19 protein-coding genes are annotated in these 25,067 nt (G+C 56.2%); 15 read left to right on the top strand and 4 right to left on the bottom strand.

Features of this window, described 5'->3' with window-relative positions:
* Window positions 1-40 precede the first annotated feature (40 nt).
* The 11 genes from tnpC (at window position 41) to ACUN0E_RS41285 (ending at window position 12,375) form a co-directional block, all read left to right on the top strand.
* Entirely contained in the window at window positions 41-1,555 is a 1,515-nt protein-coding gene (tnpC, locus tag ACUN0E_RS41335; RefSeq protein ID WP_445565413.1) for an IS66 family transposase, read from the top strand.
* A 14-nt stretch (window positions 1,556-1,569) separates the two neighbouring features.
* Window positions 1,570-2,061: a hypothetical protein gene (locus ACUN0E_RS41330; protein WP_445570184.1), complete on the top strand. Its 492-nt coding sequence runs from the start codon at window positions 1,570-1,572 to the stop codon at window positions 2,059-2,061.
* 24 nt (window positions 2,062-2,085) lie between these two features.
* The gene (locus ACUN0E_RS41325; RefSeq protein ID WP_445570183.1) at window positions 2,086-2,424 is read left to right on the top strand and encodes a hypothetical protein; all 339 of its coding nucleotides are present in this window, start codon (window positions 2,086-2,088) and stop codon (window positions 2,422-2,424) included.
* On the top strand, window positions 2,421-3,521 hold the full coding sequence (locus tag ACUN0E_RS41320; protein ID WP_445570182.1) for an Imm72 family immunity protein: 1,101 nt from the start codon (window positions 2,421-2,423) through the stop codon (window positions 3,519-3,521). The genes ACUN0E_RS41325 and ACUN0E_RS41320 overlap by 4 nt, the downstream gene beginning before the upstream one ends.
* A 28-nt stretch (window positions 3,522-3,549) precedes the next feature.
* Window positions 3,550-3,837, top strand: a complete 288-nt coding sequence (locus ACUN0E_RS41315; protein ID WP_408239353.1) for a PAAR domain-containing protein — start codon at window positions 3,550-3,552, stop codon at window positions 3,835-3,837.
* Between the two features lie 24 nt (window positions 3,838-3,861).
* A complete protein-coding gene (locus ACUN0E_RS41310) occupies window positions 3,862-4,926 on the top strand; it encodes an Imm72 family immunity protein (protein ID WP_445570603.1) in 1,065 nt (354 codons plus the stop codon).
* Window positions 4,927-5,103: 177 nt separating this feature from the next.
* Complete coding sequence (locus tag ACUN0E_RS41305) at window positions 5,104-5,391, top strand: PAAR domain-containing protein (protein WP_445570181.1); 288 nt, start codon at window positions 5,104-5,106, stop codon at window positions 5,389-5,391.
* 83 nt (window positions 5,392-5,474) lie between these two features.
* Window positions 5,475-6,572 carry an Imm72 family immunity protein gene (locus ACUN0E_RS41300; RefSeq protein WP_445570180.1) on the top strand — a complete coding sequence of 366 codons (1,098 nt, stop codon included), beginning with the start codon at window positions 5,475-5,477 and terminating at the stop codon, window positions 6,570-6,572.
* Window positions 6,573-6,820: 248 nt separating this feature from the next.
* Window positions 6,821-7,108 carry a PAAR domain-containing protein gene (locus ACUN0E_RS41295; RefSeq protein ID WP_408239344.1) on the top strand — a complete coding sequence of 96 codons (288 nt, stop codon included), beginning with the start codon at window positions 6,821-6,823 and terminating at the stop codon, window positions 7,106-7,108.
* Window positions 7,109-7,355: 247 nt separating this feature from the next.
* Window positions 7,356-10,040 (top strand): type VI secretion system Vgr family protein, encoded by a 2,685-nt coding sequence (locus ACUN0E_RS41290; protein ID WP_445570179.1) that lies wholly within the window; start codon window positions 7,356-7,358, stop codon window positions 10,038-10,040.
* 73 nt (window positions 10,041-10,113) lie between these two features.
* Window positions 10,114-12,375: a hypothetical protein gene (locus ACUN0E_RS41285; RefSeq protein WP_445570178.1), complete on the top strand. Its 2,262-nt coding sequence runs from the start codon at window positions 10,114-10,116 to the stop codon at window positions 12,373-12,375.
* Between the two features lie 13 nt (window positions 12,376-12,388).
* Here ACUN0E_RS41285 and ACUN0E_RS41280 read toward each other — a convergent pair whose 3' ends face one another.
* Window positions 12,389-13,318, bottom strand: a complete 930-nt coding sequence (locus tag ACUN0E_RS41280; protein WP_445570177.1) for a formylglycine-generating enzyme family protein — start codon at window positions 13,316-13,318, stop codon at window positions 12,389-12,391.
* A gap of 503 nt (window positions 13,319-13,821) precedes the next feature.
* Between ACUN0E_RS41280 and ACUN0E_RS41275 the strand changes: the two genes are divergently transcribed.
* The gene (locus tag ACUN0E_RS41275; protein WP_445570176.1) at window positions 13,822-14,601 is read left to right on the top strand and encodes a hypothetical protein; all 780 of its coding nucleotides are present in this window, start codon (window positions 13,822-13,824) and stop codon (window positions 14,599-14,601) included.
* Between the two features lie 178 nt (window positions 14,602-14,779).
* Here ACUN0E_RS41275 and ACUN0E_RS41270 read toward each other — a convergent pair whose 3' ends face one another.
* Window positions 14,780-15,709, bottom strand: a complete 930-nt coding sequence (locus tag ACUN0E_RS41270; RefSeq protein WP_445570175.1) for a formylglycine-generating enzyme family protein — start codon at window positions 15,707-15,709, stop codon at window positions 14,780-14,782.
* Window positions 15,710-15,890: 181 nt separating this feature from the next.
* Window positions 15,891-16,832, bottom strand: a complete 942-nt coding sequence (locus tag ACUN0E_RS41265; protein ID WP_445570174.1) for a formylglycine-generating enzyme family protein — start codon at window positions 16,830-16,832, stop codon at window positions 15,891-15,893.
* 603 nt (window positions 16,833-17,435) lie between these two features.
* On the opposite strand from ACUN0E_RS41265, the gene ACUN0E_RS41260 reads away from it, so the two are divergent.
* The 3 genes from ACUN0E_RS41260 to ACUN0E_RS41250 all read left to right on the top strand — a co-directional run bounded on the left by ACUN0E_RS41260 (window position 17,436) and on the right by ACUN0E_RS41250 (window position 23,886).
* Entirely contained in the window at window positions 17,436-20,399 is a 2,964-nt protein-coding gene (locus tag ACUN0E_RS41260; RefSeq protein WP_445570173.1) for a type VI secretion system Vgr family protein, read from the top strand.
* The gene (locus ACUN0E_RS41255) at window positions 20,399-22,852 is read left to right on the top strand and encodes a phospholipase D-like domain-containing protein (protein ID WP_445570172.1); all 2,454 of its coding nucleotides are present in this window, start codon (window positions 20,399-20,401) and stop codon (window positions 22,850-22,852) included. The genes ACUN0E_RS41260 and ACUN0E_RS41255 overlap by 1 nt, the downstream gene beginning before the upstream one ends.
* A gap of 104 nt (window positions 22,853-22,956) precedes the next feature.
* Window positions 22,957-23,886 carry a T6SS immunity protein Tli4 family protein gene (locus ACUN0E_RS41250; protein ID WP_445570171.1) on the top strand — a complete coding sequence of 310 codons (930 nt, stop codon included), beginning with the start codon at window positions 22,957-22,959 and terminating at the stop codon, window positions 23,884-23,886.
* An 18-nt stretch (window positions 23,887-23,904) separates the two neighbouring features.
* Here ACUN0E_RS41250 and ACUN0E_RS41245 read toward each other — a convergent pair whose 3' ends face one another.
* Window positions 23,905-24,987, bottom strand: coding sequence for an IS630 family transposase (locus ACUN0E_RS41245; RefSeq protein ID WP_445565654.1), 1,083 nt, complete (start codon window positions 24,985-24,987; stop codon window positions 23,905-23,907).
* Window positions 24,988-25,067 lie beyond the last annotated feature (80 nt).

The raw sequence follows: 25,067 nt of genomic DNA, 5'->3' as shown, positions 1-25,067 counted from the left end.
GAGCTTGTAAACGTGGCTTGAGTTAGGCATCATGGAGCACATGCCACCCAACGCCGTCACTGTCGCGGATCTTCCCGTCGAGCCCGATGCGCTGCAAGCATTCGCGCTTGAACAGAACCGGCTCGCACGGGTGTTGTGGGAGCAGTTGGAAATCCTTCAGTATCAGATCGCGCAGTTGAACCGTGCGCGCTTTGGCGTGAGCTCCGAGCGCCTGGCGGGCCAAGCCGAGCTGTTCGACGCCGCAACCGATATCCCGGCACCGCCGGCGGTCGACGCCATTCCCGTAGGGAGTCACACCCGTAAAGGGCGTCCGGCGCTACCGAAGGACCTGCCGCGCACACGCATCGAATACGATCTGAGCGACGAACAGAAGATGGCGTTCGATACGCTTGCACGGATCGGCGAAGAGCGCAGCGAGACGCTGCATTACGAGCCGTCCAGGCTCACCGTCATTGAGCACATCCGCTTCAAATACGTGGCGAAGAAGGATGGCGAATCGACCATCGTGACCGCAAGCGCTCAGCCGTCGCCGCTGCCAAAGAGCAATGCGAGCGCGAGCCTGCTCGCCAATGTCCTGGTCAATACCTATGTCGATCATCTGCCGTTGAATCGACAGGAAATGCGCTACGCGCGCCGTGGTGTGTACTTGCCACGCGCTACGTTGTGCGAATGGAAGCTGGCATCTGCTGAGCTGCTCTCGGTACTGCTGCCTGGTTTGCGCGCTCACCAGTTGAAGGCGCCGCGCATGCACGTGGATGACACGACGCTACCTCTGCTTGAGCGAGGGCACCCATCAACGCGCACAGCACGATTATGGGGTTATCTGGGCGCGGGCCAGCGCAACGAGAACGGCGTCTGGGTCGACCACCCGCCAGCGGTCGTGTTCGAGTTCGCTGAGTCACGCGCGGGCGCGCATCCGCTGCTGTACCTGAATAAATACAAAGGCTATCTGCAAGCCGACGCGTACAGCGGTCATGGCGCGCTTTACGCGCGAGGTGACATTATTGAGGTCGGATGCTGGGCTCATTGCCGTCGACGGTTCTTCGAAATTGCCAAGGCTCAGAAAGACCCCGGCCTCGCGGCGCAGGCACTGCAGTGGATCGCCAAGCTATATGCGATTGAATCACGTGTCAAAGACCAAACCCCGGACATCAAACTTGCAGCACGGCAAGCGCAGACGTTGCCGGTGTTGGCACAGTTTCGTCAATGGCTAGAGGCAAACAGCATCGGTTTGCCCGCGCAAGCCCCGCTCGGCAAGGCCTTCGGTTATGCGTTGCGACATTGGGAGGCGCTTGTCCGATATACAGAGAACGGCGTCCTGTTGCCAGACAACAATGCGCTTGAGCGCCAAATCAGACCGATTGCCCTCGGAAGGTCGAACTGGCTGTTCGCGGGGTCTCCACGAGGTGCGCGTGCGGCGGCAACAATGTATTCACTCCTTGGGACCGCTCGCCTTAACGGTATCGAACCCTATGCGTGGCTCGAACGAACACTTGAGAAACTGCCGTCGTATCCCGTCAATCGCGTGCACGAGCTCTTGCCGCTCGCCCGTTAAAACACCTCTACACCATGGACATTCTCGACTCGCTTCGGCAGGCGCCTAGTGCCGAGCTTTATCGCCTCTATCTTGCTATCGGCAAAATGCTCGATGATCCCCGACGTATTCTCGAAATACGTCAACGCCTGCACCTGGGGATGGCCGTTAACTACATCGGCGATAACCCGCTTGGACCGCCGGCGCAAGGCACCATAGTCGAACTCCGCCAGACACAGGCAGTGGTTCAGGACAGCACAACTCGACGCCGTTGGGGCGTGCTCTATGCGGCGATCATCCCGGAAACTTCGACTGTTCAGCCTCAGGTTGAACCGACACCGCCGCCGAGAACGCAGCGTGAAGAGTTCTTCATCGGCGACACAGTCGGCTTCACCGACAAGCACCTAAGCGAGCGCGTCGGAATCGTCGTGAGGCTGAATGCCAAGACCGCATCGGTCGCCGTCAATGACACCGATGGCCACTGGCGCGTTTCGTACTCTCTATTGCGAAAGATCGTCGACATTTAGCCGCGAAAACTGCCCTAACGGGTTGTGCTGACGGATACTCCAAATCAGTATCTCGAAGGTGGTGGCAGGCAACTCTTTATCGATCTCGGCGGATTGAGCTCCGACATTTCCAAGATGGGCGAAAAAGTCAAAGCTGGTGAGGCATTCGAGCCCATCGAGTACAACGGCATCCGTGTCGAATTTCGTCCGACCAACTGGACGAACGTTGAGGATGTTTACGGTTACAGCAAACTGGACGACGCTGCAGCCGAAGGTGCTCATACGCGAAAACTCGCGGCCGACGAAATCCAGTCAAAGGTAACGAAATCCAAGGCGGCAGCGGCGACTCCACCGAGCAATGCCGATCAGGGACATGGCCAATGAACGACATAATCAAGCAATACGACATGAATGACGCGGGGACCAGAAGGGAAGTGTTCTGGCTACTCAAACGTTTAACTAGCTACACGTTATGGGAAAGAAAGCGCGACGCATGGGAGATATTTACGCGGGCCTATGAGGATGCCGTAAAAACTTGGCCAAAGAGCCAGCCCGAGCAAGTCGAAGCCGACAACCTTCCGCGCATCTATGGCATTCTGAGCGCTTACAATAAGGGGCTGGACGAGTTGCAGAAAGGGTATCGCTTCGTCTGGCGTATCGGGCAGCCGCTCTTTGAGGCCAAGCGTGAAAGCGGTGTGATACTGACTAACTTCTATCGTCATCCGGCATACTGGGAGCGAGGTATGCAACTGGAGCCCTATCCACCCAGGATAGAGGCGTTGAACCAACTTATGCTGGCGTCACGGTATCAAGGTGATCAGAGCCCACTCGAAATTGACTATGCCTCGTCTCACTTAGGCGCCTACTGGTCAAATCCGGGCAACCTTCTGAATCCGAGTGCTTACAACTACGGCTTCTATGAACTCCCGTATCCGGTTTTTCCGCCATTGTTGCCGGATGTTCCTGTAGGTACAGACATACTTATTCAGTCCGGCCAATCAGTGCCCGTGGACGGAATATGGGAGCCGGTGAAAATCCATCAAGATCGGCTGCTAGGTATCATTCCGCTGGGTGGGAGAGAAGTGATGAATAGCGGTTGTTTTAACTATCTCGTCAGTGAAACCCAAGCACCTAGAATCGCTGAATACAACGAGGCGACCTCAAGAGTGGAACAGGTAGGTACGCACTGGAGACTGCTTTGGAAGGATGAGCGTTACAAGGATGGCATCGTTGCCGATGAGTCAGGGTATTTCCTTGCCACAGATGTTGGTGCTCAAAAGCCGCCGAAGGTAAACGACGTCGCTTTAGAAGTTAGGACCGGCGAGGAGTGTCCAGTATCGGGGCTCTGGGTAGCGAAGGATTACGAGGCGGCTCCAATCCAGGTTGCGGCAGGTAATGTGATGCCTGACTTGATGGTTCGGAGCAACTTGGGCGAGCAAACGGTACATTGGGTGACGTGGCATCTGGTCAAACCAGATTAACCGCAGAATCAAAAGCCAAAGAGACTCCGTGAAACGATTTCTAATTTTGAACGACGACAAGACGACAGCTAACGGAGTCGTTCGAGCGACGCCGACTCCGATCCAATTGAGCGACAAAGACTTTGCTCATGAAGGCGACGAGGTCGCGTGTCCGGCCTGTAATACGTTAGGGAAAATCCAGCGCGACGGGCCGCGTCAGATCATGACCGCTCTGGACGGAAGGCATGCAGCACTAAGTGAGGACCTATGTATTTGCGGGTGCCATCCGCCACCTCGATTGGTGGCTTCGCAGCAAATGATGTCCACGGAAGCATAGCGAAGCGGCGTGAATCAATACAACATGCAAGATGACGTCACGCGGCGCGAGATTTTCTGGTTGCTTCAGCGCCTGACCAGCTTGTCGCTTTGGAAAGCAAAACAAAATGCGTTCAAGGTCTTTGCCTCCGCATACGAAACGGCAGTCAAAACATGGCCGTCGACCGATCCGGAAGCGATGGAGGCGGACCACCTTAAGACCATCTATGAAATCCTGAGTTTTTACGACAAGGGGCTCGACGAACTCGCGCGCGGCCACCGTTATGTCTGGCGCAAAGGTCAGGCACTCGAACGCGTGGTCAATCGATTCAATTATCTGGCCAGCTATTTCTACAGGAACCCGAAATACTGGGAGCGCGGTGGTCAGATTGAGCCTTACCCGCCCAAGGTCGATGCGCTCGCCAGGTTGATGCGCGCGTCCGAATATCAGATGGAGCACGCACCACTGGAAGTATGGGGCACGGACGACAACTTCGCGCAACTGACGTCACCTTGGGCGTTGTTGAGCCGCGAGAAGTACAGCCATACGTTCTATGAGCTCGCGTACCCAACTTTCCCCGAGGTACTACCCGAAGTTCCGAATGCGCCCGGACCGGCAATCCAGTCTGGCCAGACGGTTCCGTGCGATGGCATCTGGGAACCCGTCACTATCGAACAAAGCCGCGTACTCGGAGTCATACCGCTCGGCGCAAAACTGTTCGGGAATAACGGCTGTTTCAACTATTTCGTGACAGATACGAAAGCGCCCAATCTCTTAAACTTTGACCGCGCCACGTTCAATGTAACGGCCAAACCGACGCATTGGCGCTTGCTGTGGGAGGACACTCGCTACGAGAATGGCGTCCTTCCAAACGAATCGCAATACTTCCTCAATGCGGTCAAACCAACGGAGCAGATGAATCACGTGCCCGTGGAACCCATCCGCACCGGCGAGATTTGCCCAGTCTCGGGCGAATGGCGCACGGAGGAATACGGAGGCGAGACGGTGTACATTGAACAGGGCACGTCCATGCCGGATTTTTTGGTCATGGACAACCTAGGTGAACGAACGGCGCATTGGGTCACGTGGCGTCTGGCCAAAAAATCTTAGTCTAAGGCTGGAATATTCTGGTTGCGGTTCACTTGCTCAAATGCGAGCAGCGATGCAAATCTATTGGGTACTTGGAAGGGCAATAGACTGGGCTGGAATCGTCGCGTATCGTCGTTAGTGAAAAGCGCATGAGCACCTTTGGAATTTCGAGCTCTTGCTATAAGCCTTGGGGACACAATGAAACGATTTCTGATTCTGAACGACGACAAGACGACAGCTAACGGCGTCGTTCAGGCCGTCCCCACCTCCATCCAATTGAGTGATAAAGACGTCGCCCATGAAGGGGATCCAGTTGCGTGCCCGGCTTGCAAGACAACTGGGAAAATTCAGTGCGACGGACCACGCCAGATCATGACCGCCCCGGACGGACGGCATGCAGCATTAAGTGACGACCTATGTATTTGCGGGTGTCAACCGCCGCCTCGGTTGGTCGCTTCGCAACAAATGATGTCCACGGAAGCGTAGCGCGCGGCGGTGTCATTACGGCTCGCTGGACGCCGTTCACGCTAGTCCCCAAAATACGACCGGTAACGGACGACGGGACCACAATGAAGTTGTTCAGCATGCGCGACGAAGCGACGCGCCGTCAGGTTTTCTGGCTCCTGAAGAGATTGACGAGCTACAGCCTCTGGGCAAAGAAGCGCGACGACTGGGAAATCTTCACGCGCGAGTATGAAAATGCGGTCAAGACTTGGCCTTCCAGCCAGCATGAACAAATGCCCGCGGATAACCTTCCGCGCATTTATGGCATCCTCGCCGCCTACAACAAGGGTTTGGACGAACTGCGGCGGGGTTACCGTTTCGTCTGGCGCCAAGGGGAAGCGTTCGACCAGGCGCTAACGGACTATCAGGTGGTCGCAACCTACCTGTATCCGGACGGGGACTATTGGGAGCGCGGCGTCCAAGAGGTGCCCTATCCGCCCAAGGTTGAAGCGGTGAATGTGCTTATGCGCGCAAGCGAATATCTGGGTGAGCGCGCTGCCTGTGAGGTGCCTGCGGGTGACGATTCGACCGCTCAATTCACGGCGGCCGGCGCGCTGCTCAATCCTGAGGCGTACGTTTTTCGCTTCTATCAGCTCGGCTTTCCCGTTTTTCCCGAGCCATTGCCGCCCGTGCCGCAGCCGACCGGCGTCGTGATCCGCACGGGTGATACCGTACCCGTCGATGGCATATGGGAACCGCTCACGATCACCCGCGGGAAAGTGCTTGGCCTTATCCCGGTAGGCGCCACCCTCAGCGAGAATGCGGGCTGCTTTAACTACCTTGTTCAAGGTACGCGCGCGCCCCGCATGACGGGACCTTTTAACGAGAGTCGAGGTTACGCCGAAGACATCGATGTGAGCTGGTGCCTCCTATGGAAGGATGATCGCTACACGGACGGTTTGATTCCCGACGAGTTCGAATACTTCGTGACTGCGCCGGGGGCCGCGCCCTACATTGAACCGGACCCCGCCATCCCGGCGGTGAGAGCAGGTGAGGTATGCCCGGCCACTGGGCATTGGCAAGCGACGGGCCATCCGGAACATCAGGTACATGTTGTCAAGGGTACGGTCATGCCAGATCTGGTGATAAAGGACTGGTCAGGCGCGGGCAAGGTGCACTACGTGGAGTGGGCTCTTCTTCGCCAAGACAAAGAGGGGCGCTGAAAACAGGGGGTGTCGTGACCTGTCGACTTGTCTTCAAAGGCGACCGCATCGAAGTTGTGTTCGAAGGTGTTGCGGTACACCTCAGTTCAAGGTTGCGGAAAGCAGTATTTCGTATCGAGCGCGGACAAGGTTAGCCTCGTCGGTGGCAACATCTTGAAGTTTGGGAATTAACTAGATGGCTAGGCGGTCAATATAGCGGGTCGCGAAGCCGGATTAAATGTGCGAAAAACCTTAAGCGCGGGAGTACCATGAAACGATATTTGATTCTAAACGGCGACAAGACGACAGCTAACGGCGTCGTTCAGGCCGTGCCGACCACTATTCAATTGAGCGATAAAGACGTCGCCCATGAAGGGGATCCGGTCGCGTGCCCCGCTTGCAACACAACGGGAAAAATCCAGTGCGACGGGCCACGCCAGGTCATGACCGCGCCGGACGGACGCCATGCCGCGTTGAGCGACGACCTATGTATCTGCGGCTGCCATCCGCCACCGAAACTGGTGTCCTCGCAGCAGACGATGTCCGTCGACGCCTAACGATTAACCCGTGCCTCTGTCGCCGGTTTAACCCGCAGCGAGACGCCCTAAATAGCCAAGAAGTATTTTTGCTGCAGCATTTATGGGCGCGCATGTTATTTTTACCGAATCCATATGCACCTCGAATCAAACCGAAACAAATTCCGATTTAACATTTGTTTTTGAATATGCGATTGCAATAAGTCCGTAATGTTTTGTATTATCGCGCGATAGCGCGGGGGCGCAAATTGCATAAATAAGAGGCGGTATGGGCGCGCAGGACATTATCGCGGCAATCAAAGGGGGGCTGACGCAAAGCGACCGCCTGCTTAAACTGGACACGCCATTGGGCGCCAATGTCCTTCTGCCACAAAGGCTGGTGGGTCAGTCGCGGCTCGGGCGAGATTACGAATTCACGCTCGACGCCGTCTCAACCAACGACGGTATCGAGCTCAAGACGCTGATTGCCCAGCCCGTCACGCTGTGGATGCAGCAAACCGACCAGTCCTACGCCCCGCACCATGGCTATGTCCACACCGCCCGCCGTCTGGGCTCCGACAGTGCCATAACCAGCTATCAGATCGGCTTTGTGTCGTGGATGCATTTTCTGCGTTTCAGAAAAGATGCACGCATCTGGCAGGATAAACCGGCTGATGAAATTCTCACCGATGTATTCAATATGCATCCCCAGGCGCAGGGGGCATTCCGCTTTGCCTTGCGTAATACGCTGCCGCAGCGCTCGTTCTGCGTCCAGTACGAAGACGACTGGAATTTCTGCCACCGGCTGATGGAAACGGAAGGACTGTTCGGTTACTTCGAGCAGGCCACCGACGGCAAATCGCACACACTGGTGATCACCGACGATATCGCCAGCCTGCAGCCGCTATCGCCGCAAACGGTGGATTTCTACCGCTCGGGCACCAACAGCGAGACCGATGCCTTCGTGCAGTGGAGCGGCACACGCACGCTGCAGAGCACGACGCTCACCACCCGCACGTTCGACTACAAGGCGCCGTCATCATCCGCGAACCCGAAGGGCACGACGATTCCGACGCTGGGCACGCAGGGCGACCTGCCGCAACAGGCCGAGGTGTACGAGTACACGGGCGCGTACACGTACGGCAAGCAGGATCGCGGCGACCAGCTCGCGAAAGTGCGGATGGAAGAGTGGGAGTCGCGTGCAAAGCGTTTCCACGGTGTAGGTGCGGTACGCCGCATCGATACGGGCCGCTGGTTCGAACTCGTCGACCACTCAGACCACAGCACAGGTAGCCAGCAGGACCGGCAGTTCGCGGTGATCGCCGTGAACTGGGTTGTAGAAAACAACCTGCCCGTCTCTGGCGGCACGACGGACTTCCCGCACAGCCTGAACGCAGCCGTGGCCGCGGCTCGCGCCGCACAGGGCGCAAATCAGACACTGGTCAGCAAGGCCGCAGACGGCAGCGAAGGCTTCTTCATGGCGACCGTCGAAGCGCAACGCAAGGCCATTTCGTTCCGCAGTCCGTTCGAGCATCACAAGCCAGAAATGAACATGCAGACCGCGACCGTGGTCGGGCCGCAGAACGAAGAGGTCTTCACGGATTCATTGAACCGGGTCAAAGTCCAGATGCACTGGGACCGCCTGAATCCTGGCGACGAAAACGCATCATGCTGGATGCGTGTATCCCAATCGAATGCCGGTGGCGGACACGGCGGCGTGCACGTACCGCGCATCGGCGAAGAGGTCGTCGTCTCGTTCCTCGATGGCGACTGCGACAAGCCGATCGTCACCGGGCGCGTCTACAACGGCGCGAAGACACCCGACTGGCATTCGAACGGGATCCTGTCTGGCTACAAGTCGAAGGAATATCAGGGCAGCGGCTACAACCAGATGGTGATGGACGATGCGACCGGCCAGAACCGCGTGCAGATGTACAGCAGCAGCGCGAACTCGCAGCTTCATCTGGGTTATCTGATTGCGCAAACCGGCAACTCGCGTGGTGCATACCTGGGCAGCGGTTTCGATCTGAAATCGGATGCATACGGCGCAGTCCGCGCAGCACAAGGCATATACGTATCGACGCATCCGACCACGGGCGCATCGAGCCAGCCGCTCGACGTTCGAAACGCGAGCAGCCAGCTGGTCAATTCCGAAAGCGTGATCGAGTCGCTAAGCCAGGCGAGCGAAACACATCAGGCCGAAAGCCTCAAGGACGGCCATGACTCGCTGAAGTCCTTCACCGACGCAACGCAAAACAGCGTGACAGGAGCCGCAAGCAGCGGGGGCAACACAGCTGGCGGCGGTACGGGTAGCGCGAACGCATTTAAAGAGCCGATCATGCTGTTCGCGACGCCGGCGGGTATCGCGATGTCGACGCAGAAGTCTGCTCAGATCGCAGCGGGTCAGCACATCAACCTTGTGAGCGGACAGAGCACGCACATCGCGACAGGCAAATCGTTACTGGCAAGTGTCGGGGAGAAAATCAGTCTGTTCGTGCAGAACGGCGGCATGAAACTGTTCGCGGCGAAGGGCAAAGTCGAAATCCAGGCCCAGTCTGACAACATTGAAGTCACCGCCCAAAAAAGCCTGAAGTTGCTGTCGGCGACGGAGAAAGTCGAGGTGGTAGCGAAACAGGACATCCTCTTGACGAGTGGCGGCGCGTACATCCGGATTAAAGACGGAAACATCGAAATCCATGCGCCTGGAAAAATCGATATCAAGGGCAGCGACCATTCCTTCGCCGGTCCGACCAGTCTTTCGAGCAAACCACCGGCACTCCCCTCCGGCGAAGGTCCCTACAACGAGCAGTTCAAGATCCACGACAAGCACACCGGCGACCCTGCTCCCTACGTGCGCTACCGCGTCGAGACTGCGGAAGGCAAAGTGTTCGAGGGCATGACCGATGAACAAGGCCTGACCTCGCGCATCATGACGAGCACACCGAGCGCGTTGAAAGTGTTTCTCGACACCTGACTCTAGCCGACGAGCACACGCGCGTCCTGTGGATGCGCCTATTCATTTTGCCCATTCAAGCAGACCGACATCCATGAACGCTCCGAGCACAAGCCACGCACCCGATGGCAACGGCACCACTAACACGACGCCCGACAGTCTCGTGCACGTGCCGCACGATCCGGCGCCCATGCTCTACTTCCGGCCCGAGACCGGTGAATTCATTCTCGTGCCGGCGGAGGACGTCAGCGGTCTGCAAAGCGAATGCAATTTGCTGCACGACCGCGTCGACAAATTTCACAAGGCCAATGAAAAGCTCGATGTGGTGCTGAAGGCATACGCTGAGGACGTGCAGAACCACATGTCCGATCCGCGTGCCGGGGAGTCGCACAAGGCCGCCGTCGACAATGCGCTCAAAGAGCGCGAAACCGCGCATAAGGCGCTAAAAAAGGAACTGGAACCGCTCAGCAAGCTGGATAGCAAAGACCTCACCATGGTTGAGTTGATCCCTATTCATATCGATGGTGACGGAAAGAAATCTGTCAAATTTGCCAAGTACAAGCTGCATTACGTACGCTCGAACAAGATCAAGGCGGGTTGGCATAAATTCGGCCCAGCCGCCTTCGAAGACATGAAGGGTCGCAAGGAAGAAAAAGAAACCGGTGCGAAAAGCTTCATCAAGAAGAATGCGAACGGCAAGTACAAGATCGACGTCGACAAGCTGAAAGAAGGCGTATTGATTAACCGCGAGAGCAAGATCAAGTCGCAGTTATACGAAAAAACGAAAGTCTCCTCCGAGATCGTCGAGAAACACGTGACGGGGACGCTTTTCGCGTGGGCCGAAGAGTGGAACAAGGATCTCACTTACAGTGCTGGCGCGGAAGAACCCGCTGAACGCGGCGAGGGTGGTGAAGGCGAAAAGAAAAAGGCGGAGAAGCCCAAGCAGACCGCCTTCGGCAACAACGTCAGTATCGAAGCCAAGGCGCAGTTGATGCGCTATCTGGCCGGCGCGGGATTGGACACCGAGTGGGCACCGCAAAAGGGCCACGTGGCTATCAAGGCGTCGGCGCAGGCCGAATTCGCCATTGCCGAGGGCAAGGTGTCCGGTGCTTTCTATTATCCGGACATCGCCGGCTGGATGTGGAGTCTGGATGGCGATAACGGCAAGCCCTATCCGCTCGGTGCAGTCCGTTTTAAAGGCGAACTTGGGCTGTCGGGGATGGTCGGTGCGAGCGTGGTCGCGCAACTGGGTGTCGTGGTCGACTATCGCGACGAAAAGCGGAAGGACCTGGGCCTGTACGGCGCCGCAGTCGATAACCCGACCACCAAGCAACGCGAAATCAAGGTGGGCGGCAAGCCGGTCGATCCAAATGCGAATGCCGATCTCGACGTGTTTGCCGGCGCACGTGCGGACTTGTCGCTTGAAGGAGCACTTGAGTGGATGGAGCCCGCAGAGAAGGGCCCTAGCGGCAAATACAAACCATTCGCCAAGGTGGGCGATACGGTCACTGCGATGGCGGGCGCGGGCTTGACCTGTATGCTCGATATCAGCTACGCGGCGGGACGTTTCCGGATCAAGGCGAAGGCAGGACTGTGCTTGGGGCTAGGCGTCAAGGGCGATATCGAAGTGTCGGTGGATGCGTTACGCATCGCCGAGTTCTTCAAGTGGTTCTTTTATCAGCTATATCACGCGAATTTCCAGCGGCTGAAGTTTGTCGACAATGCTGCGTTCAGTGCGTTCACGCATATCCAGGTGATGGTCATCCAGGGGCTGAAAGATCTAAGCTCGACAGTCGACCAAGACTTGTTCGAAATTGAGTCTTGGTACCTCCGGCTAGTCGCCGCATACGAGGAGGAAGCCGCGCGCGTTCAGCTGATGAACCGCGTGCTAAGCAATCCCTGGATGCTTCAATATGCAACGCCGGAGGCCAAGGGCATTATGATCTATCAGCTGACCCGTCACTGGGCTGTCACCGACGGGCTCGACCCGGCAAATCACACGTTTGGTCGCTATTACGGTCGCCGCAAAGACGCCGTCAAACAGATCCTGCAATGGTCCCACACCAAGCACGATCTTGCCAACGTTGTGCAGCACATAGACGCCAATGGAGAGAAAGGTGACCTAGTCACACGCCGACAGCACCTCAGGGAATTTCTCCAGATGTCGCTGACGGGCGCTCCAACTCCAGACGCCCAGGAGATGGACAATTATTACGACAGCCTGACCGCGATGCTCAAGACCGAACCGACTCCCGGTTATGCGGTCTCGCCCGTTGATTCCCACGCGTACGGGTTCCAGATGGCGGCAGGCACCCACCCGTTTTATCAAAACATGCGGGATGTGCGGGTGGGATGACCTTGGGAGGCCACTATTGCGGCCGTGAGCTTTCCAGCGCGCAACGGAATGTATAGATCATAAAGAACGACGGTATGGTCTTTCCGCCGTTTTCGGGAATCAGATGTCCCGCTGGCTCCGTACGGTAGCGATACATCGTCATTGCGGTTTCAGCGTTGTCGCCTTCGGCTCCGCGGATCACCTTCTTCGTACCCGACGCGGGCCCCAGGGGATTTTTCGCCGGTGAGTTCGCGTAGTAGTCGGCACTGAACCAGTCACTCACCCAGTCGCGTCCGTCAAATCCCATATCGAACAGCCCGAGCGGATTTGCCGGATATTTGCCGACCGGATACAGATACATCTGGACAAGTCCAACGTGCGGAGCAAGTTTGTCTGCGATCGTGTCAGCGCTGGGGAGGTTGCGATCGGGCTCGTATTTGCCGTTGTCAGTTGCAAAAACAACGGGCTTGCCACCTGAGCGGGCGGCATATTCCCACTGCGCTTCGGTGGGCAGATCGACGGGTAAGTTGCTCTCTTTACCCAACCATTGACAGTAATCCTTCGCCATCTGCCACGGCACACCGACGGGATGCGTCGGAACTCTGTACGAGCGCGGTATTTTGTCCTGCGGCCATGACGGCTTCCCTGTGGCAGCTGTGTAAATGTCGAAGTCAGCGTATGTAACCTTGTACTTGCTGATCGAAAAGCTGTCGAGCATCACCTGATGGGCCGGCTTGTTTTCATCCTGCGACGTGTAGGGTAGCTTCTCCGGTGACGTCTCTGGGCCGAAATCGCCCATCTTGAAGGTTCCGCCCTTCACGAAGACCATATCGGCAAGCGATTTTTTAACAAGCGCTTTGACTTCGGGCGATTGGCCAGTTTGGCTGCATGCAGGAAGGCAAAAAGCTAGTATGGCCAGCGGGATCGCTCCGAGGATGGAGCCTTTCGTGAAAGACAAACGCATGCGATAAATCTCCGGACTGATGGCAAATAGATTATAAGTTCAATTGGGCGATTTCCAGTGTTTGCAATTGCAACAACTTTTGTTTTGGAGGGGGCAAAGTCAGGCGTACGACTCTATCGAAAAACCACCGTGGATACTGATCTCCTGTATCCGCAGTACCGGACATGTAGCTGACTTAAAGCTTTGTCACTTAGAGAGTGATCGGATTTCTGTACGGCGCAACGGAGAAGGCGAAGCTAGACCTCGGTGCCATCATCATGTTTCCTGTCTCACTTTGGGTCGCCGGACCGCTGGTAAAGCAACGCCTGCTGATGATTCATCTGCCATTGACGCTTGAGTGTTCGTAGGGCAAATCCGTCGTTCTGATTGGTTAGGCTTCAATCGCAGCAAGTCTACCGAACATGCGGCGGCCAAATACCTGGAACAGTGAATACTCGAAGACCACGATGCCTATCGGGTGAAGTACATGTCGTGCCAGCGCCTCCACCGGAATGAGACCCTCGATGCCGAAATCAAAGCCGCCCACGATGTTGCCAGTAGAACGGAAAGACCCGATCTGGGAGATGACGAAGAAAGCCGCACCGGCGAATTTGTTGTTGCCTTTACTGGGCGCCGGCGTGTCGTACGCGGCATATGCTGACGATCTTGCAGTATCGGGATGGCCATGGAAAATCGGACTACTTGTTACGCTGGTTTGCTTCTTCGTACCATTCGCCATCTCGATAATGTACCGCCGTTCGGATCTGCTGTGGGTATGCGGGCTGATACTATCGATTACGACGTTTGCCACGTATTTCTTCTTTGGCATATTTGCCTACTTCTACTACTTCGTGTTTGCACCAATGTCACCCGTTTTGCGTTGGCCGGGACTACTGGGTGGGGTTGCATTGACGCTGTACTGGGTAGTCATGTCGAGGAAAACGGTGACGCATACGATCACGAAAACCTCTTTCGTCAACCGGGCCTTCGAAGAGAACGCATCTGACTTTCGTTATCGAACCCAAGCCGGAATGGCACTGTTCGAGCGGCTCAATAAAGAGCGCTCGCCGTTTCCAAAAATCTATTCTTATATCGCCTTCGGTATCGCGCCGTTCTATCTGATACTCGGCCGACTACTGTCGTCAAACTTTGGGACAAACGGCGTGTTGTTCGCTTTGGCGGTGTTGGGTATGCCAGTGTCGCTTTGGTTTGTTGGCCTGCTCGTCCGCATCTATCTCGTGATGGTCAGCTTACCTAGAAAGCTGGAGAAGGAACATCGCAAGCCTGTATTGGTGGCCGATTAGGAGAACGGCGCATTGGGGCAAAAATTGCATAAATAGGAAGCGGTATGGGTGCGCAGGACATTATCGCGATGAAAAGCGCAAGGACCTTGGCCTGTATGGCGCCACAGGTTGCCGCGGGCACCCCACCCTCTCTATCAGAACGTGCCGGATGTGCGGGTGGAATGACGTCGCGAGGCCGCTATTGCGGCTGAGGGCTTTGAAGCTCGCAGCGGAACGTGAGGGTGATAAAGGCTGACGGTATGGTCATTCCGCCGTTCACGGGGATCGGATGTCCCGCTGGCTCCGTACCGTAGCGATACATCGTCATTGCGGTTTCATCGTTACCGCCTTCGGCTCCGCGGATCACCTTCTTCGTACCCGACGCGGGTCCCTGGGGATTTTTGGCCGGCGCCTTCGCGTAGTAATCGGCACTGAACCAGTCGTTCATCCAGTCGCGTCCGTCAAATCCCATATCGAACAGTCCGAGCGGATTTGCCGGGTACTTTCCAACGGGATACAGATACCTCTGGACAATTCCGACGCCCGGTGCGAGTTTGTCTGCGATCGTACCGGCGCTCGGGAAATTGCGATCGGGCTCGTATTTGCCGTTGTCAGTTGCAAAGACAACCGGCTTACCACCTGAGCGGGCGGCATATTCCCACTGCGCTTCGGTGGGCAGATCGACGGGTAAGTTGCTCTCTTTACCCAACCATTGACAGTAATCCTTCGCCATCTGCCAAGGCACACCGACGGGATGCGTCGGAACTCTGTACGGGCGCGATATTTTGTCCTGCGGCCATGACGGCTTCCCTGTGGCAGCTGTGTAAATGTCGAAGTCAGCGTATGTGACCTTGTACTTGCCGATGGAAAAGCCATCAAGCGTTACCTGATGGACCGGCTTGTTTTCATCCTGCGACGTGTAGGGTAACTTTTCCGGTGATACCTCTGGGCCGAAATCGCCCATCTTGAAGGTGCCGCCCTTCACGAAGACCATATCGGCAAGCGATTTTTTAACAAGCGCTTTGGCTTCGGGCGATTGGCCGGTTTGGCTGCATGCAGGAAAGCAAAAAGCTAGTATGGCCAGCGGGATCGCTCCGAGGATGGAGCCTTTCGTGAAAGACAAATGCACGCGATAAATCTCCGGGCAGAGGGCAAACGGATTATAAGTTCGGTCTGGCGGTTTCAGCCGTTTGCAATTGCAATGAGCCTTATCAGAGACGGGGTGAAGCCAGGCATACCCGGCGCGAACGCTGCATCGTATATTGATCCACAAGGAGCCACGGCAATAAAGCGGCTGGGCAGTGGACGGTCTAAAGCTTTGCCGCTCGGAGCGGGGCGGCCATCTGCACCGCGCAACGGAAGGTCAAGGTGACGGCCGTGGGTCCCAGCGTACGGCCGTCCTTGGTCTTGACGACATAACCGGCAGGCGGCGCCCTATAACGGTAAACCGTCATCGCGGTCTCCGCGTTGTCACCTTCCGCACCCCGAATCACTTTCATGGTCCCGCTCGCAGGCCCAGTGGGATTTTTAGCGGGTGAATGCTCATAGTAGTCGGGTGCGAACCAATCGTTGACCCAGTCACGTCCATCGACACCAATGTCGTAAAGGCCCAAGGCGTTCGGTGGATATTTACCGATCGGATAAATGTATTGGGAAACGGCCGTGTCGGGCGTGTACTTTTGTTCGACCGTATCGACTGATGGCAGGTTGTGATCTGCTTCGTACTTGCCGTTATTCGTTCCGAAAATCACTGGCCTGCCCCCCGAGCGGGCAGCATATTCCCATTGGGCTTCCGTGGGCAGATCGATAGGCGCGCCGCTTTGCTTGCCAAGCCACCCGCAATAGTCTTTGGCCATCTGCCAGGGAACACCGGCTGGGTTATCGGCAGCCTTGTATGGCCGATCCGCTTTGTCTTGCGGCCACGAGGACTTGCCGGTAGCGGTCGCATAGACATCGAGGTCTGCGTAAGTGACCTTGTATTTGCCGATCGAAAAGCTATCGAGCGCCACCGGATGAGCAGGTTTGTTTTCCTGCTGCGACGTGAACGGGAGTTTCTCTGGCGTCACTTGTGGACCGAAATCCCCCATCGTGAACGTCCCACCTTTCACGAAGACCATATCTGCAATCGATTTTTTAACAAGCGCTTTGACTTCCGGCGATTGGCCGGTTTGGCCGCATGCAGGAAAGCAAAAAGCTAGTGTTGCCAGTGGGATCGCTCCGAGGATGGAGCCTTTCGTGAAAGACAAACGCATGCGATAACTCTCCGGACTGATGGCAAACGGATTATAAATTCGATCTGGCGGTTTCCATCGGCAAGCGGCGCCTTATAAAGGTAGGGCGTCATTGCGGTTTCGGCGTTATCGCCTTCCGCGCCATGAGATCGTATCGACTAATGGTCGGTTATGGAGGTGTTGAACTGCGGACTGACCACATGAGCGTCAAGGCAGTTTCTCACGCTCATAAGAATGCCCACCAGACGGATGAGTCCGTCGTATTGCGCGCGATTCGGCGGTTCGCGGACTCTTGAGCACCGACAGTCGGACCGATTGTGCATGGCCTCGCCTCCGTCGAACGATGTGCAAACTACCGGTCGAGCCGCCCAAGCCGCCTTAAAAATGACGTCAATGAATCCATGGCGCATAAAATTCAATGCACTGGGCCTCGCTGAAATGGGTATTTTTTACTTTTCCTGCGCGGGCGCATTGCAAAGGGGTGGAAATAATTTCCATCAACCAAATAATCGCCGCAAAAATGCTTCACGATTTAACTTTTGTCCTAACTTAAAATCCCGATGTTTCTTCCGACTTTTGTACAATTGCGCATTACGCGCGGGGCGTGTCAAAAGAAGAGGCGGTATGGGAGCGCAAGACTTAATAGCAGCGATCACCGGCGGGCCTTTGCAAAGCGACCGGCTGCTGAAACTCGATACGCCGCTCGGCGCCAACGTCCTGCTGCCTCAACGGCTGACGGGTCATACGCGCTTGGGCCGTCACTTCGAATTCACGCTCGACGCGGTTTCCACCAACGCGAACATCGAATTAAAAACGCTGATCGCCCAGCCCGTCACCCTGTGGATCCAGCAAACCGACCAGTCGTATGCGCCGCATCACGGTTATGTGCATACCGCGCGGCGTTTAGGTTCCGATAGCGCCTTGACCAGTTACCAGATCGGTTTTGTATCGTGGATGCATTTTCTGCGATTCCGAAAAGATGCACGCATCTGGCAGGATAAAGCCACCGATGAAATTCTCACCGACGTATTTAATCAGCACCCCCAGGCGCAGGGCGCATTCCGCTTTGAATTGCGTAATCCGTTGCCGCAGCGCTCTTTCTGCGTTCAATACGAGGATGACTGGAATTTCTGTCACCGGCTGATGGAAACCGAAGGGCTGTTCGGCTATTTTGAACAGGCCGCCGACGGCAAATCGCACACGCTGGTTATCGTCGATGATATTGCTTCCCTGCAGCCGTTTTCCCCGCAAACGGTGAATTTCTACCGCTCGGGAACGAGCAGCGAAACGGATGCGCTCGTGCAGTGGAGCGGCACGCGTACGTTGCAAAGCACCACGCTGAGCACCCGTACGTTCGATTACAAGTCGCCGTCGGCGTCGAACAATCCGAAGGGCACATCGGTGCCGACGCTCACGACGCAGGGCGATCTGCCTCAGCAGGCGGAAGTCTACGAATACTCCGGCGCGTACACGTACGGAAAACAGGATCGCGGCGACCAGCTCTCGAAGATCCGGATGGAAGAGTGGGAGTCGCGCGCGAAGCGTTTTCACGGTGTCGGTGCAGTGCGCCGCCTGGATGCGGGTCGCTGGTTCGAGATGGACGATCATCCGCACCACAGCACCGGTGGCGAACAGGAGCGGCAGTTTGCGGTGATCGGCGTCGAGTGGGTGATCGAGAACAACCTGCCCGTGTCGTCGGGCACTACGGATTTTCCGCACAGCCTGAAAGCCGTCATCGCCGGGGCCCGCTCAGAGCACAGTGCCGATAATGCAGTACTGACGATCAAAGGTAGCGACGGCAGCGAAGGCTTCTTCATGGCGAGCGTGGAGGCGCAGCGCAAGACGGTGCCGTTCCGCAGCCCGTTCGAGCATCACAAGCCGACCATGCGCTTGCAAACGGTGACGGTCGTCGGCCCGCAAAACGAAGAGGTGTACACCGACGAATTCAATCGTATCAAGGTCCGGATGCATTGGGACCGGCTCAATGCCGGCGACGAGAATGCATCGTGCTGGGTGCGTGTCGCGCAGTCCGATACGGGCGGAAGTTATGGCGCGGTGCACACACCGCGTATCGGTGAAGAGGTGCTGATCGACTGGGCGGGCGGCGATTGCGACAAACCTCTGGTAACAGGGCGCGTCTACAACGGCGCGACGAAGCCGGACTGGCATTCGAACGGGATTCTGTCGGGGTACAAGTCGAAGGAGTATCAGGGCAGCGGGTTTAATCAGATGGTGATGGATGATGCGACGGGGCAGAATCGACTGCAGCTTTATAGCAGCAGCACGAATGCGCAGTTGCATCTGGGGTATCTGATTTCACAAACGGGCAATTCGCGTGAGTCGTATCTGGGCAGCGGTTTCGATCTGAAGTCGGATGCGTATGGCGCGCTCAGAGCGGGGCAGGGGTTGTATGTGTCGACGCATCCGAACACGGGTGCGTCGAGCCAGCCGCTCGACGTACGCGCTGCAAGCGGTCAGCTCGTGAATTCGGAAGGTGTGATCGAAGCGCTATCGCAGGCAAGCGAAACGCATCAGGCTGAAAGTCTCAAGGACGGTCAAGATTCCTTGAAGACTTTCACCGACGCAACGCAAAACAGCGTGGCAGGCGCGACAGGCAGCGGTGGCAACACAGCAGGTGGCGGTGCCGGCAATGCAAACGCGTTCAAGGAACCGGTCATGCTGTTTGGCAGCCCGGCGGGGATCGCGATGTCGACGCAGAAATCCATGCAGATATCCGCAAGCCAACACATCAACCTCGTAAGCGGGCAAAGCACGCACATCGCAACGGGCAAATCGTTCATCGCAGGTGTGACTGAGAAAATCAGTCTGTTTGTGCAGAATGCCGGCATGAAATTGTTTGCCGCGAAGGGCAAGGTCGAGATTCAGGCGCACGCCGACAACATCGAACTGACCGCTCAGAAAACGCTGAAATTGCTTTCGGCGACAGACTCGCTTCAGGTGATAGCGAAACAGGAAATCCTGCTGACCTCTGGCGGGGCATACATTCGAATGTCTGGCGGCAACATCGAAATCCACGCACCAGGAAAGGTGGACGTGAAGGGTACCCAGCATGCGTTCTCGGGCCCGGCGAGCATGAACGTTCCGATGCCGAAGTGGCCGCAGCCGGAAACGCAAGGGCCGGTGCGTTTTAACATGCTTTTGAGCGATACTGCCGGCCCGGGCGGGCATCCGTATATCAACACCAATTGGTGGATCGTGAGTGCGCCTACCGCGGATGAAGCACTAATGTCCTCAGATTTTGTTCTGCAAGGCAAGAGCGATACGAACGGAAAACTGACACTCTCCGATGCTGACCAAAAGACGTTGCATGACGCGTACAACAGCACACCGGGGCAGATCTGGCTTGTGTATCCAGGACAAGTGCGCCAGTTGGCGTTGAGCCGCGAATCGGATGATTGGTCGGATCGTGACCGTTTATACGAAGCGCTCGATGCAATGGGCTATAGCGATCAGCCATTTGTCGCTCAGCAGGACGATATCGATCAGAGTTTTACGAAATGGGCAAAACAGGAACTTCAGGCCGATAGCGGCAGTGCAATCCTGGGCAAACTAAAGGGAGACGCGTGATGCAGGAACCCATTGCGCGAGAGGCGCCGACAGGCAAGCTCTTTGACGGAAGCCCCATCACCATCAACCAGATTGTCGATAAGACCGGCGTGCCGTATCAGGCTGTTTCGACCGAAAACATCTGGGTAGGGGGATACAACGTTTTTTCGTCACCTCGGTACGGAAACCAGGTTACGCCGTTCACAACGGGAGAGGCGTATTTCGAAGACCTATGGGCCTCGGTAATGGGTGCGAGCCACTCGGTCTATATCACTGGGTGGCAGGTTAACTGGGACGCGGAGCTTAAGCCGGGCTTGCGCCTGTTCAATCTTCTGTTGCTGGCGGTGCAGAAGAACCCACAGCTCAAGGTGTATGTGATGCCGTGGAAACATTCACCGCCGATCCAGACGTATGACGGTCAAACGAAATCGGTCCTGGAAGCAATCAACGATCTCGCCGGTCGCAAGTGTGTATGGGTGACACTGGCGTCATCGCTTGCCGACGAAGACAGTGGGTTCTTCAGCCACCATCAGAAGACCGTAATTGTCGATGAAAAGATCGGCTATGTGGGGGGCATGGATCTCTGCTACGGCCGGTTCGACGATGCACGTTACAGTCTCATCGCGAACGACAAAGGCCGAGAAGCACTGAATCGCTATAACGGTTGTGTCAAGCACGCGGGTCAGGTTTCCAAAGACAAGGTAGTCGATCCCGATCTGCTAACCGGTGCGTACGATGACCATCCAACATTTGGCGGACTGATTTCGTCCAATCACAGTGACGTCATAGCAAAAATTCAGGCTGGTGCTTTTCAGGTTGCGTACGGCGACGAAACGCCGTACTGGTCCAGAGTCAGACGTCCTGCGGGTTTGCAGTTGGATTACAGTACGTTGAACGAGAAGACGCAACCGAGAATGCCTTGGCAGGATGTGCATTTGCGCGTTGACGGTCCTTCTGCCTCTGACGTCGCCCGCAATTTCGTCATGCGCTGGAATAGCGAAGGTGGGACGGAAGTTCTGCCTTTGCCGCAGACACCTGCTCCGGACGCAAACTTGGATAAATGCGGTGTTCAGGTCTTGAGAAGTGCGCCGCTAGGTATGCGCAAGGCTGAGTACGAAAAACTGGATCCGGCTGCCAAGAAGGGGGTAGCCGCGCCTGGTCTAAAACAGTGCGATATCGCAATTGCTATGCGGAATCTGATTGCAAAGGCGATGTCGTTCATCTATATCGAGAATCAGTTTTTCGTGTCGGGATTTGGCTCAGCGCAAACGGATCCGGATTCACTGGCTCCGAATATCCCTGCAGAAGGTCCGTTGTCAGGTCCAGCGGAAAAAATCAAGGGCTTCGGCACCGGTGAAATGAGCACGCACGCCATCTCGACGCACCCGGACGAGGCCCCCAAGAATTTTATCTGCGAGCTGCTGGGCGAGCGGATAGGCAAGGCAATCATGGCAGGTCCGAAGCAGCACTTCCATGTCATTATTACGCTTCCGGTACATCCTGAGGGTTTGTTGAACAACGAAAACATTGTGGCGCAGGTCCATTGGACGATGCAGTCACTGGTGTTTGGTTCTTTCAGCCTGCTAAACAGGATTCGTAGATTTCTCAAGGCGAGAGCGTTAAAAGATAAGAAGGATCCCACTTGGCAGAAAGTCCTGAGCGACGCGAAAGATGTGCGATACAAGGATATCGATATCTCAGCTTGCGACGAGTACGTGACGCTGCTCAACCTGCGCAACTGGGCGAAAGTAGGCGATCGCTACATCACCGAGCAAATTTACATTCACACGAAAATGATGATCGTTGATGACCTGTTTGCGCTTGTTGGAAGTGCGAATATCAACGATCGAAGCATGCTGGGCTCGCGGGACTCTGAGATCGCTATGCTTGTGTCTGACACGGCGACGCATCGACACGATATCGAGGGCACGGGCAGCGTTAAAGTCACTCGTGATTTTGCTCGCAAATTGCGACGGGATGTCTGGTCGAAGATATTCGGAATCACGGGCGGCGTGCGACCCGCTTCGTCACTTCAGATTGCGATCGACCAGCCAGGTAATCCCGCGAGTTGGAAGGCTATTCAGACCGTAGCAAATAAGAATCGCGACCTTTATGAAGCGGCTTTTGATTTCATTCCGCGCAATAGAACCGTGACTGGCCCTGCGAGTTCTGAACCTGCCTCCATCTGGCCACGATGGGACACGGTAAACCGCAGGCAGAATGGCCCGATGCCTTTTGATGCGGCATTCTGGACTGGACCGCAGCACACCAAGGGAGCCGCCGAGAAGTTGTCGGATGTCCAGGGTTACATCGTGACGTTGCCAATCGAATGGACAAAGGGAGAAAACAACAACGTGGGATTCCCGACGTCGCTCGTGGCAGAAAATACCGTCCCGCAAAAGGCAGACGGCATTTCGCAGAAACCGATCGCGCTCAACAATGACGCAGACAATTCGAAAGGTGAGGTTTCGTGAATTTACGTAATTGGTGTGAGCGCGGCGCTTTTTTGGCGTGCCTGTTGTGCTTGTCGTCGGGTGCCGTCGCTCAAAGTCCGATCTCTCTTACCAGGACTGAATGCGTGGGCCGATACGATCTGGCGCTCCCTGGCGCGGTTGACGTTGCACTGTCTACACGCGAGAGTTTGCACGGGGGCGTCAAGGACCCCATTCGATTCAGCGATGGCCAACGTGCTCCACATTCGCGTTTTATTTACGACGGTGGTTTCGTCATCACCAACGACGTAACGCGTGATTTTTACGAGGGGTATGTTGCGCCGTTTAAAAAATTGACGGCAGATACGGATTCCCAGGATGCGAACGGTTTCGGTTCGTATCCGATCGGGCTTGCCGGGGCGACGGCATGGATTGGTAAGAAGTCACTTGGGTTCGTGGTCTACAAAGCCGGGCGCATTTATTCCTATACCGATACGGGATACCCTGACCTCACCGACGCCAAGCGGAATTTCGGCAAAATCAGCGGGAATTTCTCAAGTCGTGCACTGTATGAAATTCCAACTGGCGCCGGTGTTTGCTTGCCGTACGCTTTCGTCGCAGACAACGACAAGGATTCGAACAGGCAGGTTGGCGTCACATTCCGCCTGATCGATCACCCTGACGTCACGGTTTTCCTGCTTGATGCCAAAGCACAATCAACGGACCCAAAGCTGACCTCGCGGCAAAAGAACGAATTCGTTTGGGGCTACGATTACGGCATAGGTAAGCAGATCAAGCTGCACGGGGTGGTGCCTTATCATTCTGTGACGTTGGACGGGCGGGAAGGCGTCGCGACATCCGCGACCATCACGCGCGACGACGGGGCGACAGATTTCGGTTATTTGGCGACCGTCCAAGGTGATCCGAATGCGTCTGTCGACACCCCCGATCTGCTTCTTCTGGTCGAACGCACGGCAACGAATGCCAAGGGCAAGCCTCCTGTATCAGCCGAGGAAATCGATGAGATCGGGAAAGCAATTTCTGCGTCGATCAAGCGCCGTCCGTCAGGTCATTAGACGATGCGGCGTTCTTCCCTAGTATTCTGTCCCAGAAATAACTTTGCATAACCGAGCCACTTTCCGGAGAATGGAATCGGCTGTCGCGGTCCAGACGAAAGCCCGCTTGTGCTCGTTGTATTGCTCGATGTAACGCTCGATGTCGGCAATGAGTTGGCGCACGTTCCTGAACGACCCTCGACGGATCGCCTGCTGCGTAATCAGGCCAAACCAGCGTTCAACCTGATTGAGCCAGCTCGAGTAGGTCGGCGTGAAATGCATGTGGTAGCGCGTGTGCCTGGCCAGCCATGCCTTGACCTTCGGATGCTTGTGTGTCGCATAGTTATCGACAATCAGATGCACATCGAGATTGGCCGGCACCGCCAGGTCAATATGCCTGAGAAACGCCAGAAATTCCTGATGCCGGTGGCGCGGCTTGCATTGCGCAATGACTTCCCCTGTTGCAGTGTTGAGCGCAGCGAACAGGGTCGTGGTGCCATGCCGGACGTAATCATGCGTCACCCCTTCGAGATAGCCTAACCCCATCGGCAACATCGGCTGCGTACGCTCCAGCGCCTGGCACTGGCTCTTCTCGTCCACGCACAGCACCAGGGCATTGATCGGTGGGCTCAGGTACAGCCCGACAATATCGCGCACCTTCTCGACGAAGTACGGATCGGTAGACAGTTTGAAGCTCTTTGAACGATGGGGCTGCACACCGAACAGCGATAGATATCGGGCCACCGAACTCTTTGAAATCCCTGTCTGCGCAGCAGCGGAACGCACGCTCCAGTGCGTCGCCCCGTTCGGCTTCTCATGCAGTACCCTGGCGAGCAGTTCCGCTACCACCTCATCGTCATGTGTGCGCGGGCGGCCCGGGCGGGCTTCATCATGCAGGCCGGCAAGCCCGTGCGCGACAAACCGCTTCTTCCAGTGTGTGATCGCCGGTGGCGTCACTTCGCACTGCATCGCAATTTCCTGGCTCGTATGGCCATCAGCCGCCATCAAAACAATCTTTGCACGACGGACCAGAGAATGAGGCAGCGAACGTGAGCGGCTCATTGACAGCAATTGCTCTCGTTCCAGTTCCGACACCACAACCTCGATTCCCTTGCGTCCCATGGTCGCCTCCTGTTCTCCCGGATTTGATCATAGAACAATCGAAATTTACGACAAGTTATTTCTGGGACAGAATACTAGCA

This window comes from Paraburkholderia sp. D1E (genome assembly GCF_052682275.1).
Note: the sequence above shows the minus strand (reverse complement) of the source record. Positions and strands in the feature narration are given on the sequence as shown.